Origin of the sequence: Thalassotalea nanhaiensis, from assembly GCF_031583575.1 — a bacterium.
GTDB lineage: Bacteria > Pseudomonadota > Gammaproteobacteria > Enterobacterales > Alteromonadaceae > Thalassotalea_A > Thalassotalea_A nanhaiensis.
In genome coordinates this window covers 805,735-822,616 of sequence record NZ_CP134146.1, presented here as the reverse complement: position 1 = coordinate 822,616, position 16,882 = coordinate 805,735, and the positions used below count along the sequence as shown (strand labels likewise).

Here is a 16,882-nt window from a genome sequence, read left to right as displayed (position 1 = left end):
TAAACAAAGCAGTAAGGGTTTGTTAAAAATAAGTTAACAGGCTAAGAAAGACTTGAAAAGTAAAAATTAAAACGCCGCCTAAAATAATTAGGCGGCGTTGATACAAGTCAAAAGTTAGCGTTTACTGAAAGTAGAAAGCTTCACGTTTGTTGTCGTAGTTACCAATTTCATTCATTGAGTCGGCATCATAAATACGACCATTGATCATTACATGGCTGACTTTATCACTAACACGAATGTCTTTTGCCACATCACCATCTACAACTATGATATCGGCAAGCTTGCCTGCTTTTAATGAACCAATGCTTGCATCTAAACCTAAGTGCTTCGCAGGGTCAATGGTTGCTGTTCGTAATGCTTGCAGTGGTGTCATACCACCTTGTGCCATCATCCACATTTCCCAATGAGCAGCTAAGCCCTCTCGTTGTCCATGTGCACCAATACCTACTAACACACCCATATCTTGCATTTCTTTGGCAATACTTGCCACGCTGAAATGATTATAGTGATGATGAGGCGCGGTAGTTCTGCGCATTGAACGCGGTGCTAAAACATCTGCCGGAACATACTTGCTTAAACGAGGATGTTTCCACACTTCTGTTTTATCATACCAGTAATGCTCACCTGAAATACCACCATAAGATACAACTAATGTCGGTACATATGCTGTTTCAGATTGTTGCCAAAACTGACGAATATCGTCATAGATTTTAGCGGTAGATATAGAGTGCTCTAAAGACGTGTGTCCATCTGCAACCATAGATAAATTATGTTGTAGTAATGAACCACCTTCAGGTACAACCATCATGCCCATTTCACGACCAGCTTGAATAATTTGCTGACGTTGGTTACGACGAGGTTGGTTGTATGATTTTACTGAGAAAGCACCAACCTTTTGTAAACGCTCTAATTGGAACTTAGCATCGTCTAGGCTATCAACATGTGAGGTATAACCCGCAGCTGATGCACCGTATAAAATACTACCAGTAGAGAAAATACGAGGACCAACTATATCACCGGCTTTTTGCAATTCACTTGCTGCAAAAATTTCAGTCGTGTCATTAGACGGATCATGAATGGTTGTTACACCTAATGAAAGTGATGCGTAGTTTTTCCAGTTTTGCTGTGGAATGATTTCACTAGAACCTTGCGGACCATGCGCGTGAGCATCAACCAAACCTGGCATTACCGTCTTACCAGTAACATCGATAACCTCTGCATCAGATGGTATGTTTACTTCACCTTTTTTACCAACCGCTTTAATGTGCTTGCCTTCAATAAGTACCACACCGTCGGTAATAACTTGCTCACCTTCCATAGTAATAACTTGGCCACCCACTAAGGCAACTAGGCCTTTCGGTGCATCGGCTTTTTTACTAAAGCCTAAAGAAGTAATTTTCGGTTCTAACTCTTCATCAGCTTCATACCCAATATCAAACATACCGTTTAAGCTTGCTTGATATAAATCAGGTCCTAAACTCCAATAAATTTCATCACTGTTAGAATTAAAACTTATGCTTTCGCCTGCGCGAACTGACAGTTTACGAACAGGAACATTCTTTGCTTTTGGACCAATATTAATAACATCACCGCGTTCGGTTAACGGTGTAACAAATACTTTAAATCGTTCTGCAAAGGCTAAGTATTTACCATTAGGAGCAACTTTAAATTCAGTTGCGTACTTGCCAGTGTAAAGTGTTTTCTCGTTTTGACCGTCTAAATCGATACGGGCTAACTCAGGCATTTCACCATAACGTTGTACATAAATACGATCGTTTCTATCAGCAAATTGTGGCGCACTACCATTTTCAGTAATTAGCTTAGCTTCACCACCTTTAGCAGGTACCTGGTAAATACCAGGGTTTAAGCCCCACTTAGGACTGGTAATATAGCCACCTTTAACTTTCGAATAAACCACGGTTTTACCGTCAGGAGAAAATGTAGCTTCTACATACTTACCTGGCTCTGATAATAGGTTTTTACCTTTACCTGATTTAGCCGATACTACGCGGATGTTACCTTGTTTATTATCATCCCAAGTTGAAAATACAATTTTCTTGCCGTCACGAGAAAAGCTTGGGTTAAGTTCAAAATGATCCGTTTGTTTGGTTAAACGCTTCGGCTTACCGTCAGGCAAAGAACGGGTATAAATGTGACCTAACGCTTCAAATAATACTTTTTTACCGTTTGGAGATATTTCAACATCACGAAGCATTTTCACATCAAAGTTATCAACATCAATGTTTTGGCTAAAGCGCAATGCTTTTTGCATCTGCTTTTCTGCCGTAACGTTAAATTCAATAACTTCAGTTTCTTTATCTTCAAGGTTTAGCTTGTTAATTTTACCACCGGCCCAAAAGATAATTTCTTCATTGTCTGGTGTCCAAGCCATAGTTGGGTAAACACCATGAATTGCCCAAGTTTCTTGCATGTCACGATCTAGTTTGTTGTAAACAGGTTTTTTCTCACCAGTTTTTAGATCATAAATAAATAATGTACTTTGAAAGTCTACACGCGAGATGTAAGCGATTTTTGTACCATCCGGAGATGGTGTTGGACGAATGGCGCCACCGCGACCAGAAAGAATTACTTCAATTTCGCCAGTTTCGCGATCAAGTCGTTTAATTTTATATATGCCTTTTTCACTATCCTTTGAATAATGAAAGGTTTTACCCGGGGTAGCATCTTGTGAAAAGTAAACATAACGACCATCCGGTGAAAATGCAGGTTCACCTAAATCTTTTTGTTGGTTTGGACGTTTGGTTAGCATCATGCCGTCACCACCGGTTTTGTGGTACATCCACACTTCACCAGCACCTAACGAACGGCTACCGGTAAAGTGTTTACGAGCAACAATGTAGTTACCGTCAGGGGACCATGCCGGAGAGTTTATTAAACGAAACGTTTCATTAGTAACGGCAGTTTGATTAGAACCATCAACTTCCATTACCCAAATATTGTCACCACCGCCTTGGTCAGACGTAAAGGCAATATGCTTACCGTCAGGAGAGAACGTCGGCTGCATTTGCCAAGCGATATCAGAGGTAAGCACTTTAGCTTCACCACCGCTTACCGGCATAATGTAAATATCACCAAGTAAATCAAAGACAATATTTTTGCCATCAGGGCTAATATCAACGTTCATCCAAGTACCTTGGTCAACGTTTACTTTTGCAGTAATAAACTCACCTTGTGGTTCGTCTACTTTCCACTCAGCTTTTTTATCTTCTTTGTTACTAGCTTCTGCTTTTTCTGCAGCAAAAGACGATGTAGATGCCAGCAATACACTTAGTGTTGCAGCAATAATTGAAGGTTTTGTTTTCATTTTCAAAAATGACATGTATCTGCCCTATTTCGTGCTTAATTAACTCGCCTACATTGGCTCGTTTTTTTAGTTGTACAAAATAGAACACATTGAAGACAAGGTGTAAAGAAAGGTTACAAAGCGCTGATCATTTTTAAGATGAGTAACAGGGTTTCAGCGGTGAGTTACTGAGTATTGTAAATGGCTTGATTTTCATCCGCGTCAGCTAACAGAAGTTGTTGTTTAAATTCAGCTACTTTTCTTGCAAGTTTTTGTTCTGCGATAAGTGTAATGTTATTGAATTTTTCTGTATGTTGAAGCTCTTCGAAAATAGCAAAGTGCCTTAATATTTCGATATTTGCAAAACTATTATGCTCTATATAAAGACTTTCTAACCTATCAACAGCACCATCATTATCGCCAAAAGCTGACTTTAAGGCAGATACCATAAAGTTAACTTGTAGATCGTTTAAATTATTATTATCAAGATTTTTAATTATCTTAGCTATTTTAACTTTAAGGCCTTCACTCCTAGGATCTTCAAGCTTTCTTAAAGCCAACAATAAATAGGTCGCATCAATTAAATAAAAATCTAACTTTGTTGATTCGTCTAGTAACTGTGGGTAAACATCTAATATAACATTAACTGCATGTTCATATTTTTTATCCAACATATAGGCTTCAGCTAAAAGCCATTGGACCTCTTCTTTTTCTTGACCTTGCATAAAGTCTTTTAATTGATCGATGAATCCTTGTTTAGTTATTTTGCCACTGTTTATTTGATAGCAGCCAAGAGAATAATACATATTTGCTAACTCACTAGGATTAAAGGAAGTATTCTTCAAATTTTGGTATATATTGAGAGCTTCTTCATATTGATCTAACGCTAGAAAGAAATAAAAACTTTCTCTAAGAAAAAATGGTGCTTTTTCCACATTATCACTATTTGCAATTTCCCAGGCCTTTTTCCAATTTCTACCGGTATTCCAAAAGTGATAAACCGCAATGGAATTACTCCTTGCTGAATTGGGGGCAACTTCCAGCATCCTATTTAAATAATTTTCGGCATCTAAAATTCTGCCACTCATTAATTCAAATTTGTATAAATTAGAAAGTATTACACTAGAATAGGGATCTAACGAAAGCGCTTTTTCGAAATTTGATAAAGCTAGGTTATCTTTATCCTCAATACCTTGAATAAAATCCCAAGTTTGGCTAACTCCTAGCCAATGATATGCTTGCGCATAATTTGTATTTTTTACTATAGCTTGTTTATACATAACTTGGGCTTGGTCAATTTTATTTAACCTGTAATAATACTCTCCTATAGAGGTGAGCATTTCAGCACTGTTACTTTTGTTATCAAAGTAAGGGGTTAATAATAGCTCAGCTTTACTTTCAAAATCCTTAAGAGATAACTCAGAATAAGATACTTGTAATGCATAGGTATCTACTAGACCTGATATTGATAATTGATTATTCGAATCTATAGCAAGAGATTTTTTAAATGCATTGGCTGCTTTTTCAAGAGATTCTGGCGTTCTGGCTTGCATGTGATAACGTCCGAGAAGGTATGCATCTTGAGCATCAGGATTCTTAGTACCATGCTCAGTTAACACAGTAAGCTGCTCATTAAGAAGTGTTACTTTTAACTGTTTTACCACTTCAGCAGAGATCTCATCTTGAATTTTAAACACATCATCAATTTCATAGTCGTATGTTTCTGACCATAAGTGATAACCGCTGTCAGCCTGAATAAGTTGCGCTGTTACTCTTAGTTTTGTACCTGACTTTCTAACGCTGCCTTCAAGTACGTGTTCAACATCAAGTTTGCTGGCAATTTCTTTAATATCCATATTTTTGTTTTTAAAGAAAAATGAGGATGTGCGAGCAGCCACTTTTAATTGTTTAATACGTGCTAAAACATTGAGTAACTCTTCTGATAAGCCATCGGAGAAATATTCTTGCTCAGGGTCATTGCTCATGTTTACAAAAGGGAGAACAGCAATAGAGGTTACTTGCTCAGAAAGAGCGGTTGTTGATTGTTGTGTATTCGGGTTTGTTTGGGTAGAACTGCTTTCTGCTACTTTATCAGCCTGGATATCTTCAGAAAAATAAGCTTCATAGGTTAAAAATACAACCGCGATGGCCATCGCAGCAATTATGCCAAAATCGAGCTTTCGGCCAGTAATAGTACTAATTGAATCATCAACGATTACATCTTTACTGCGTTTTATACCCTCTGGAGTGAGCTCAAATGCCCAGGCAAATAAACAGGCTATTGGGAAGCCAACAACGAGAAAAACAATAATAACCGGGGTTACCCATTCAGGTAGTTTTAGGTGTGGTTCGAGTACAGTCACTATCTGGATAATTAACCAGGCAGTAATTAGATATGCTGTAGCAACTTTAAATACGTTACGTCGTTTTAATTCCTTAAAAACGGTCACGGTATCCCTTTGTTATTTTAGATTTTATTTAATAAATAAAGCTTAGTCTAATACAACAAAGTTTGGTTAAAAAATCAACAAAATTAATTTAACAAAAGTATAAGTCAATTAATTCGAATAGCCCCAGCGCGGCATAATTGTTTGCTCAATGCCAATATGATCAAGCATTCGGCCCACCATAAAATCAATTAAATCGTTAATTGATTCTGGGTTGTGATAAAAACCAGGAGCTGCCGGCATAATCGTTACGCCCATTTGAGACAGACTATGCATGTTTGCTAAATGAATGGTTGAAAACGGGGTTTCTCTTGGCACCATAATTAATTGACCACGCTCTTTTATAACCACATCGGCTGCACGTTCAATTAAATTATCACTCATGCCTTGGCTTATTGCTGCCAGAGTACCTGTTGAACACGGGCACACTATCATTTGTTTTGGCGCAGCAGAGCCGGAAGCTACAGGAGAGAACCATTGTTCTTTGCCAAATACGGTAATTTGTTCCGCTTTGGCTTGGTATTTTTCGGATAAAAATTTTGTCGCTGCTTCTGGATTAGCAGGTAATTTAACGTTTACTTCTGTATCAAGAACTACTCGCGCAGCGCTTGATATAAGTACATACACTTGGTAATTAGCCGCAACTAAGCATTCTAATAAACGCAATGCATATAAAGAGCCAGATGCACCAGTAATTGCTAAGGTTATTTTTCCGTTAAAGTCTGCCAATGTTATTTCTCGTTTTTTGATTGATGGTTCCCCAACGTCGCGAGGATGATGGTAAAAATGAGCTTCTAGTTTCTAGTTTCTAGTTTCTAGTTTCTCTATCAGTTTAGTATGGAAACCGCCAAAGCCGCCATTACTCATCACCACAATATGATCGCCTGCTTTTGCTTCCTTAGCAACCAAGGCGGCTAAATCGTCAATATTATCGTTACACTGAGTTGGCGCTTTACAATCGTTAATGAGGTCACTGACCGACCATTTAACATTTTCATCCTGATATAAATAAACCATATCAGCATTATCTAAAGATGCTGCCAACGTGTCTTTATGAACACCGGATTTCATCGTATTTGATCTAGGCTCTAATACAGCGAGTATGCGCTCATCACCAACTTTAGCTCTAAAGCCAGCTAAATTCTTACTTATTGCCGTTGGGTGATGGGCAAAGTCATCATATACTTTGATACTGTTTACATCTCCAACCAACTCTTGCCTGCGCTTGGTGTTAACAAATTCTGCAAGGGCATCAATTGCTACATGACTAGGTACTCCGGCATGACGACTGGCGGCTATTGCCATTAATGCATTGTCTATATTAAAGTCACCAATTAGGTTCCATTGTACAGTGCCTTGCAATTGTTGATTAAAATAAACCTTAAACTCACTCCCGTCAGTATTCGTTTTTTCAGCACGCCAACCTGAATCATCACCCGAAAATTCAACAGGGGTCCAACTTCCCATAGCCAAGGTTTCAGTTAATGCCTGATCATCTTTAGGTGCAAGCAGTAAACCGTTCCCAGGCACCATTCTTACAACATGGTGGAATTGACGTTGAATATCTTCAATTGAATTAAAGATGTCAGCATGGTCAAACTCCAAATTATTCATAACTAAAGTACGTGGACGATAATGAACAAACTTGGAGCGCTTATCAAAGAAAGCGGTGTCATATTCATCAGCTTCAATCACAAAAAATGGTGAATTACCAAGTCGAGCCGATGTGTCAAAATTTTGCGGAACACCACCAATTAAATAACCTGGTGTTAAATGTGCATACTCTAGGATCCAAGCAAGCATCGAGCTTGTAGTAGTTTTTCCATGAGTACCCGCAACAGCTAAAACCCAACGGTCTTTTAATACGTTTTCTAATAACCATTGCGGCCCAGACGTGTAAGGAATATTGCGTTCCATTACATATTCAACCATGGGGTTGCCGCGCGACATGGCGTTGCCAACGATAACCATATCTGGCTCATCTGTTAGATGCTCAGTTTTATATCCTTGCATCAATTCGATGCCCAGCTCTTGTAGCTGAGTACTCATTGGCGGATAAACATTTACATCGCAACCTGATACTCGAAAGCCAAGTTGTTTGGCAATAGCAGCTATGCCACCCATAAATGTGCCGCAAATTCCTAAGATATGTACGTGTTTGCTCATTAAAATCTACTTATGTTATTGCCTAGTGCGAAGATGCCCCAATAGGAGAGCCAGGAGGCATACTTACCGGTACTTCTTTAATGATAGTTTTACCTTGTTGTAAGCTAAAAGCAATCTGTTGTTGTAATAAATGGTACTGAGCATACAAAACATTACCCTTGAAATGATACGAGGTTTTGCCTTTTAACCACTGTTGTAAATCGAGCAAGTTTGCATAAACCTGAGTTCGAACCTCGGCAACTAATTTATCATTATGAAATAGGGCTAATATGCTATCGAGTACTTGTTGATTAATACGTTGCTGCACGGCACTGTGTAATCCGGTTTTGCTATCTTGTTTAATTGTTGCAGTAACAATTTCAGTAATTAGATCATGAACCGATGGAATACTGTCATCTAGCATATGCTGCTGATTTAAGCGCGCAAGCCTTTCTGGTTTAAGCATTAACGATAAAGTATGTTTAGCACTCGCTTGAGCTGCCGTTACTGGATCAAATGCTAATGAGGTATTTGAACTAAAGCTTTCTCGCGTGCGGTAATAGCCATATGCCTTTGGCGGAATAAGACTGATAATGTCATTAGATAAGGTTAAAAATTCAGGTTCTATGGTCGTTAATAGCGCCTTGATTGCTGCTTGTTGTTTTTCGGCTGAAACCACTGACTGAGCGATATCGTCTTCGCCTTTTATTGCATAAGAATAGTTAACGCCAGCAATTATTTTTGCTGCTGCTTCAACTTGGTAACGATGAAAGTTATAAACAGGTACCAATGTGTTTTCAAGTTCAGAAAATGGTGTACCTTGGGCAATACTGTTTATGCCAAAGTTACTTAATGCTTTAGCGCGTACAGCCATAACACGAGTTAACTCTGTTACCGGGTCAGCACCATTATCCCATAAATGACCTGCTGCCTCTGCGCCCGACTTTGGACGAGCATCAGGGTCAGACATATATTGCAGACCTTGTTGTTTAGCTGCTTTGATCACCTGAGCTAACCCTTGCTGCTCATTATCAAAATCAGCGTAGGCATAATTAATTACATGTTTATCCCACACACCAATATCGGTTGCATATGCATTAGATAAATCGATATCACCTTGAGCATCTAAAGAAATTAACGGATGTGGGTAATCCATTACCGATGCGCGATTGTTCACACTGGCCGAAAAGTTGTGCGCGATACCCAAGGTATGCCCTACTTCATGAGCAGATAATTGACGAATTCGAGCTAACGCCATTTCTTTTTGCTCAGTTGTATTAACATCATTACTTTTAAATGGAGAGGTTAAACCCAGAGCAATTAAATAATCTTGGCGTACTCGTAACGATCCTAAGGTTACATGACCTTTTAAAATTTCACCACTGCGAGGGTCTACAACTGATGCACCATAAGACCAACCACGAGTAGCACGATGAACCCATTGAATAACGTTATAACGAACGTCCATTGGGTCAGCATCTTCTGGCAACATTTTTACCTGAAAGGCATTTTTATAACCAATTGCTGCAAAAGCCTGATCCCACCATAAAGCACCATCAATTAATGCCGAACGAACTGGCTCTGGTACGCCAGGATCAAGATAGTAAACGATAGGTTCTACCGCTTCACTTACTGCTGCATTAGGATCTTTTTTAACTAACCGATGTCTTGGGATCACTCGTTGTAATAACGGCTGATCAATGTCGCTGGCATAATCTGCATATTCCACAGACCACATGCCAGAGTATGTATGAAATTTTCGTGGTTGATACTGCTCATCAGGCAAGCGAATTAACGAATGATGAAAGTTAACAGTAACAACATTAGAATCAGGCGTGACAGAACGTAAATGTTTCCCAGCACCTGTGCCTTTAAACGTTATTATTGCTTCTAGCTCTGTATTATCAACAAATGCCTTTGTGCGTTTTTCATATAAACCACTACGAGTCGCATCAATTGCGTAATTGCCCTGTTTGCTAGATTTTAAAGACGCTCCAAGATTGTGAATATCTGATAATAAGAAAGGCGTGTAATCAATAATAACTTTGTCATTAATGACTTTCTCTACTTTAAACCCCCAGAGGATAGAAGAAGCGAATGCTTCATCTATCGCTTGTCGTTCGAGGCTATTATCACTGTCGGCTCGATAATAGGTATTTAGCTGACGTAGAAAAACTTTATTGCCAACTTTCTCAAATTGCACTAACCGTGTTTGACCTAGCTGACCACGATCTAAACCAATATCGTTAGAGCCAACGCCGTGCGGCATGCTACTTTGAAACAAAAACTGCTGTTCAAAACTACTGATTTCAACAAACACTTTTCCGCTTTCTTTATCAATATAAAACGGAATAAAACCTTGTTGATAATCTTTATTTTTGCTGAAGTTTTCTTCTGCAAATGCAAAACTATTGAAGCTAAAGGTGGTGAGAATGCAGAATAAAGCGACAAAAACTGTTTTCATGGTAAGCCTTTTGGATCTTATTATTTTTTAATTTGCTAGCAATATACCTTATAGGCAAGAGTTTGAATACTCAGATGCTTTCGAATTTATTGCCAAAATTCATTTATTTTTCATAAAATAAATGAATTCCTGCGAATAAATAGACTTTTATTTAGAGATTTACAGTATTGTTTAGTACAATAGAGGGATTATTTATTGTGTTAACTTCATTTAATTATTACATAACCCTAGGTATCCCATGCAACGAATTGCTCCCGCATTGCGCGAAGATAAAGTTCCTTTAGATCTGATTTCATTAATAAAAACCATCCTTGCCGCCACTAAAGAAATTTCGTTTCGAGTTGGCCAGGGTCAATTAAGCGATGTATTAGGCTCTACTTTAGATGAAAACATCCAAGGTGAAGTGCAAAAACAATTAGATGTTGTTGCCAACCAATTATTTAAAGACATTACGCTGGAATCAGGCTTTGTAAAAGCGATCTCATCTGAAGAAGAAGATACTTCTGTTGCCGGTAACGAAAATGGCAAATACATTGTTTCTTTCGACCCACTTGATGGTAGTTCAAACATTGAAATAAACTCACTAATTGGTACTATCTTTTCGATTATGGAAGCGCCTGAAGGCATGAGCGCTGATAACCCAGATTTGTTCAAACAACCAGGTACTGCCCAGGTTTGTGCAGGTTATGTATTGTACGGTCCTTCAACAATGCTTGCGCTAACAACCGGTGCTGGCACACACTTTTATACATTAGATAAAACTCATGGTAGCTACATGCTTACTGAGCGTAATGTTCAAATTTCTCCTGAAACGTCTGAGTTTGCTATTAACATGTCAAACCAACGCTTCTGGCAAGCACCAATGCAAAACTATATCAATGATTTAGTTGCAGGCAGCGATGGCCCTCGTGAACGTAACTTTAATATGCGTTGGATTGCAGCCATGGTTGGTGATGTACACCGTGTTTTAGTTCGTGGTGGTATTTTTACTTATCCTGCCGACAACAGAAACCCGAACAAACCAAACAAATTGCGCTTAATGTATGAAGCAAACCCAATGAGCTTTTTAGTTGAACAAGCTGGTGGTTTAAGTGTAACGAGTGAAGGCCGCATTATGGAAATTCAACCAACAGATATCCATCAGCGAGTTGAAGTTATCTTGGGTGCTAAAAACGAAGTAGAAAAGTGTTTAAGTTACTATAAATAATTACTTGGTTTTAAAAGAGTTAATTTATTTAAAGAATCCAGCCTAGAGCTGGATTTTTTATATCCTTTATAAAACAGATTTAAAATAACCTTTTATTACAGCCATTTACTAGCAAAATCAGCAATCTAATACATACTAATAACTAATATATATTTATAAGAATAAATTTTAGTTGAGATTGTTTATGAGTTTTCCCCCTAAATACAGCTTATCGTCTAGTAAATTAGGCGAGCTCCTTCAGGCTTTATTTATCGTTTTGTTACTTTGTTTTAGTAACCAATCGTTAGCTTCTAGTGAAGTAACAAAAACAGATGAGACTCCTAAAACAGTAACGGCTAAACCAGAACCGCAAAATACTGAATCTGAAGTCAAAGATAAAACTCAGCCAGAAAAGAAGAAAGACGAAAACACCTCACAAGCGAATACTGATGAGATCGTAGACGATAAAGCAGAGCCAAGTGTTGATGAAAGTGAATCAAATACCGATGACAGTGAACTTGATTCAAGTATCGATGAAACTGGAGAAGGCGATATTGAACAGCAAGAAATAGCTGAACAAAATGACGAAGATATTCAATATGAACCTCAACCGATAAACTCAGAATATCTTACCGACGATAGTTTAGAAAAGTTTGAGCAAGAATTTTACATACTACAAGATAAAGTTGCCAGTTTAAGCCGAAGTGCTGATGACTACGAAGAATTATATAGTCGTATTAGGCCTGTTATAGCCGATAAAACAGCGCAATTATATGAAAAAGTAAAGCACAAAAATGTCGATTTAAGATTACTTACCCAAGTTAGAAATGACGAAGAATTTATTGAATTGTTTAGCAGGGCACGGGAAATTAAAAACTTTTATTTATTACGCAATAAAATTTTCGCTGAAGCCACTGATGAATTTAGAGAGTTACTAACCAGTACAAAACTTAACGGTATTAATGAAGCAAAACTTGAATTTGAATATGTTCGTTTACAGGTTTTGGTTATATTAAAAGCTAGCTTCCAACGTGTTATTGAGATCCCTGAAAGGTTCCAATTGGCACCTGTAGATATTTTTATTAATTTAGTGATGATCTTTATTGCCATTGTTGTGCTAAAAAAATGGCGAGTATGGGCAAAAGTAGGATTGCCACAATGGCGTCAAAAGATATTAGCGGTGCGTCCTAGAACCTCAGGAAGAATGAAAGCTGCGAGAGCAATTTGGTACTTCGAAAATACACGCACTCCTATTGAATGGCTAATATTTATTAATTTCATTTTAAAAAGCATTGATATTGTTCAAATACCAATCCTTATTGAAGTAATAAGTACTCTTACCCTATGGATTTGCTTAACTTATTTTGCATTTAGTTTCCTCAGCAAAATGATAGAACGTGGTAAGCAAAATGTATTAAAAAACATTACTAAAAAACAATCAGCATCACTAAAGGTCGCTGTATGGTGGGTGGGTTGGTATAAATTGTCATTCGAATTGACTGACATTTTTATTGCTAACGGTACCATCTACTCCTGGTTAGAAACGGTTTTCTTATTATTACTATTACCTGTTTATATATTCTTTATATTGCAGTGGCGTAGCGATTGTTTCAACTACATCGACGAAGAGCGAGATGCACCAGAGTTAATTAAAAAATTGATCACTGAACGCAAAGGGGTTAAAGGTTTTATTTTTGCTAATGTTGCTCTAGTGTTTGTTGTTTATTTCGTCGCATCAAAAGTTTTTCTAAGCTTAATTTCCAAAGTTGAATCTGGCCGTAGGATCACCGCTGAAATTTATCGTAAAAAGTTATTGAACGATAATACTGAACTGTTAGAAAAAACTAAATCCGCAGCAAGTTTGTACCCAGATATCTACAAAATACTTATCGATAGTAATAACTCCAATGTTACCTCGGTATTTAAAGGCCCTGTAGATAAAGTGATGAAGATGCTAGAAAATAAAGAACGCAGTCATATCGCAATCACCGGTGAAAGAGGCATTGGAAAAACACAGTTTTTACAGGATTTAGCTAAACAACATGGCAAAGCGATCATTTTAAATTGTACAGAAGATTTTAGTGATATTTTAAAGTCCACCAAAGATCAACTTGGTTTAGATGGCGACAACATTAAAACATCTGAAATTGTTAAAGCAATTAAAGAACAAGAAATTGATTTGATTTTACTCGATAACTGCCATCGTTTATTAACTGCAGAAGCCAGTGGACAGCGTGAAATTCGCCGCTTATACGGTTGGATAAATGAATTGAAAGGCTTAGCACTTTGGGTACTTACCTTCGATAGTAGCTCTTGGAGTCTTTTAAATGCCCTTGGTATAGCAACCGGTTTCTTTTCAAGCAATATTCAACTAAAAAACTGGTCTGAAGATCAAATCAGCGAGTTATTTGAGCAACGCTGTAAAGAAGCGGAAATAAAAATTGATTTTGGCCAACTCATCATTCCACGGCAACTCGCTGATATAGAAGATGACTCAATTGAAAGCAGGAATAAATCAGGGATTTACCGAATTATATGGGGATATGCCGATGGCAACCCCGCAGTTGCCTGTCGAGCCTTTGCTGACTCCATTATTTACAATGAAGGTAAACTTGTCGCTAAGTTACCTATATCGCCAAATGGTAAAATAATTGAAAACTTCGATATTAATTCACTACTAGTGTTGCGAGTACTGTGTCAATTTGGTCGTTGTAGCGTCAATGATATTGTTAAAAACTTACGTCTACACGGCTTAGTTGTTAATAGCGCCCTTGCTGCCTGTGTTGCTCAAGGTATCGTTGAACAAGTTAATGGCCGATACCAAATCACTTGGTTTTGGTTTAGAACTGCATCTAAATACTTAGCCCGTCAAAACTTATTAACACGCTAGAGGACAAAATATGCTTGGTAAAATAGTACAACTTTTAAAAACTAGCGGATTAATGGTATTCACGGCTTTAGTCAGTTTTACTGCTAGTGCACAAATGGCAATTCCTGATTCAAAAGAGCTTCAGGTGATCACCACATTAGCTGAGGTAGTTAAACCTGGCGGTCTGTTTATGTCGGTTATTTTATTTATTGTTGTTTGGGCAATATTAAAAGTAGTAAAAACCATAGTAAATGATTTAAGTGAAGTGTTTGCAGAGCGTCGTTTACTACTGCAAAAAGCGTTGGTGTTTTTTCAATTCCTAATTTATTTTTTCGCCATTTCAACAGCCGTATTAATGAGCTTTGAATTTAGTAAAGAACTATTAGCTATTCTTGGTGGTACGTTAGCTGTTGCCGTTGGTTTTGCAATGAAAGATCTAGCTGCATCTGTAGTTGCAGGCATAATCATTATGTTCGATAGACCCTTTCAAGTAGGTGACAGGGTTTTATTTGGCGGTGAGTACGGTGATATTGTTGCTATTGGATTACGCTCTGTAAAAATGAATACACTTGATGATAACGTGGTAACCATTCCAAACAACACATTTTTAAATCAACTAACTAGCTGTGGTAACTACGGTGAATTAGATATGCAAGTGGCTATCGTATTTCATATTGGTATAGATGAAGATTTGTCACAAGCACAAGGAATTATTCGTGAATGTGCCGCATTAAGTAAATTTGCTTATCTGAATAAACCTATAAATGTATTAATTTGCCAAGTGTTAACGAATAATTTCATCGCTTATAAACTGACCGTAAAAGTGTATGTGTTGGACACCAAGTATGAAAAAGCGTTGGAGACCGATATAACTTTGCGAGTAAATGAAGAGTTTAGGAAAGCTAACATTCTAGCACCAACAATGCAGGTGAATAATACCGTGCAACGGGCTTAACTATTCATCAATAATATCAAAAATACCAATTCATTTTGTGTATTCACGATTCTCTCTACTACACTTTAAAATAATATTTAAAAACTTGAGGTTATATTGTGGTGGAGCAAGAACCCCTTTCAGAATCACCTGTTGAAACGGCTAATACACAAGCTGAAGAATTTAAGGCCTTTTTAGTCATTATCATTTTCTTTTTTCCAATTCTTACAACCTTAGCTGCCGGAGGTTATGGTTTTATTATTTGGATGTCACAACTTATTTTAGGTCCTCCTGGGCACGGTTAATGTTTTAAATGCCCATTGCAATTAAGAATTTCTAGGAACTATTATGCTTATTAAAGTAAAAGAATTTTTTTCTATTATCAAAAAACCAAGTGTGCATTACAGCTTAGGTACGTTAGCGTTTGGCGGCTTTATTGCTGGAGTAATTTTTTGGGGTGGTTTTAATACCGCTCTCGAAGCAACTAATACAGAAAAGTTTTGTATTAGTTGTCATGAAATGGAAGACAATGTTTATCAAGAATTGAAAGGCACTGTTCATTGGTCTAATCATGCAGGTGTTAGGGCTACTTGTCCTGATTGTCATGTACCACATAATTGGACAGATAAAATGGCGCGTAAGATGCAAGCGTCTAAAGAAGTGTGGGGAAAAATATTTGGCACAATCAATACTCGTGAAAAATTTATTGCACAGCGTGGGCGCTTAGCTCAAAACGAATGGGACCGATTTACCTCAAACAATTCTCTGGAATGTAAAAATTGTCATAATTATGACTCGATGGATTTCACTGCTATGAGTGAGCGCGCAAAAGTGCAAATGAAAATGGCGGCAGAACGAGATCAAAGCTGTATAGATTGTCATAAAGGCATCGCCCATGATCTCCCTGAAAATATGGATTCAGGTGAAGGCATGTTAGCAGAGTTGGAAGCAATGGCGACAAATAGCTTTGACGAGGGTGAAAGTTACTACAGTGTACGTCAGTTAGCCTTGTTTGAAGATGAAGGGTTAACTAAAGATGCTGGCGAACTAAATGCAGCTACTAAAGTTACTATCATAGAAAATACGGGCGATGCAATGAAGGTTGAACTGAGTGTTTGGCGTAAAAACAAAGGTTTTGGTCGTGTTTTATACGAAGATTTTGCAATGAATATAAACTCAGGATACTTAACACCTGAAGTTGCTCAATCAGAAAATTTTGTTACGGTGACTGGCGAAGAAAAAGAAGATGATTTAACCGGACTGCCATGGCAAGAAATTAAAGTTAATGTGTGGATGAGACCAGAATCCTTGGCTGAGTCAACTGACGATTTATGGTTTTTTGCAAAATCAACTTACGATAAAACCTGTAGTGTTTGTCATTCACAGCCGGCTGTAAACCATTTCGATTCGAACACTTGGCCTGGCATGTTCAATGGTATGTTGTCATTTGTAAACCTCGACGGTGATACTCAAGCACTAGTGCTTAAGTATTTGCAAAAGCATTCTTCAGATTTTAACAAAGCTCACTAAGCA

10 protein-coding genes are annotated in these 16,882 nt (G+C 37.7%); 5 read left to right on the top strand and 5 right to left on the bottom strand.

The window, feature by feature from the left end; translation table 11 throughout:
- Nucleotides 1-121: 121 nt before the first annotated feature.
- From RI845_RS03695 to RI845_RS03675, 5 genes are all read right to left on the bottom strand, one after another.
- Nucleotides 122-3,304 (bottom strand): amidohydrolase family protein, encoded by a 3,183-nt coding sequence (locus RI845_RS03695; protein ID WP_405054115.1) that lies wholly within the window; start codon nt 3,302-3,304, stop codon nt 122-124.
- Between the two features lie 185 nt (nt 3,305-3,489).
- Complete coding sequence (locus RI845_RS03690; protein ID WP_348388406.1) at nt 3,490-5,754, bottom strand: hypothetical protein; 2,265 nt, start codon at nt 5,752-5,754, stop codon at nt 3,490-3,492.
- Between the two features lie 108 nt (nt 5,755-5,862).
- Nucleotides 5,863-6,486: a flavin prenyltransferase UbiX gene (locus RI845_RS03685; RefSeq protein ID WP_348389491.1), complete on the bottom strand. Its 624-nt coding sequence runs from the start codon at nt 6,484-6,486 to the stop codon at nt 5,863-5,865.
- 66 nt (nt 6,487-6,552) lie between these two features.
- The gene (mpl, locus tag RI845_RS03680) at nt 6,553-7,917 is read right to left on the bottom strand and encodes a UDP-N-acetylmuramate:L-alanyl-gamma-D-glutamyl-meso-diaminopimelate ligase (protein ID WP_348388405.1); all 1,365 of its coding nucleotides are present in this window, start codon (nt 7,915-7,917) and stop codon (nt 6,553-6,555) included.
- 22 nt (nt 7,918-7,939) lie between these two features.
- Nucleotides 7,940-10,360, bottom strand: coding sequence for a zinc-dependent metalloprotease (locus tag RI845_RS03675; protein ID WP_348388404.1), 2,421 nt, complete (start codon nt 10,358-10,360; stop codon nt 7,940-7,942).
- A 238-nt stretch (nt 10,361-10,598) separates the two neighbouring features.
- Between RI845_RS03675 and RI845_RS03670 the strand changes: the two genes are divergently transcribed.
- The 5 genes from RI845_RS03670 to torC all read left to right on the top strand — a co-directional run bounded on the left by RI845_RS03670 (nt 10,599) and on the right by torC (nt 16,879).
- A complete protein-coding gene (locus RI845_RS03670; protein WP_348388403.1) occupies nt 10,599-11,567 on the top strand; it encodes a class 1 fructose-bisphosphatase in 969 nt (322 codons plus the stop codon).
- A 184-nt stretch (nt 11,568-11,751) separates the two neighbouring features.
- On the top strand, nt 11,752-14,436 hold the full coding sequence (locus RI845_RS03665; protein ID WP_348388402.1) for a hypothetical protein: 2,685 nt from the start codon (nt 11,752-11,754) through the stop codon (nt 14,434-14,436).
- A 10-nt stretch (nt 14,437-14,446) separates the two neighbouring features.
- Entirely contained in the window at nt 14,447-15,370 is a 924-nt protein-coding gene (locus RI845_RS03660; RefSeq protein ID WP_348388401.1) for a mechanosensitive ion channel family protein, read from the top strand.
- 101 nt (nt 15,371-15,471) lie between these two features.
- Nucleotides 15,472-15,654: a periplasmic nitrate reductase, NapE protein gene (locus RI845_RS03655; protein WP_348388400.1), complete on the top strand. Its 183-nt coding sequence runs from the start codon at nt 15,472-15,474 to the stop codon at nt 15,652-15,654.
- Between the two features lie 43 nt (nt 15,655-15,697).
- Nucleotides 15,698-16,879 (top strand): pentaheme c-type cytochrome TorC, encoded by a 1,182-nt coding sequence (gene torC / locus RI845_RS03650; RefSeq protein ID WP_348388399.1) that lies wholly within the window; start codon nt 15,698-15,700, stop codon nt 16,877-16,879.
- Nucleotides 16,880-16,882: the final 3 nt, after the last annotated feature.

Bases quoted from the DNA above. Each gene is read 5' to 3' on its own strand.
- RI845_RS03670 (WP_348388403.1), top strand. From the start codon at position 10,599: ATGCAACGAATTGCTCCCGCATTGCGCGAAGATAAAGTTCCTTTAGAT.
- RI845_RS03675 (WP_348388404.1), bottom strand. From the start codon at position 10,360: ATGAAAACAGTTTTTGTCGCTTTATTCTGCATTCTCACCACCTTTAGC.
- mpl (WP_348388405.1), bottom strand. From the start codon at position 7,917: ATGAGCAAACACGTACATATCTTAGGAATTTGCGGCACATTTATGGGT.
- torC (WP_348388399.1), top strand. From the start codon at position 15,698: ATGCTTATTAAAGTAAAAGAATTTTTTTCTATTATCAAAAAACCAAGT.
- RI845_RS03665 (WP_348388402.1), top strand. From the start codon at position 11,752: ATGAGTTTTCCCCCTAAATACAGCTTATCGTCTAGTAAATTAGGCGAG.
- RI845_RS03660 (WP_348388401.1), top strand. From the start codon at position 14,447: ATGCTTGGTAAAATAGTACAACTTTTAAAAACTAGCGGATTAATGGTA.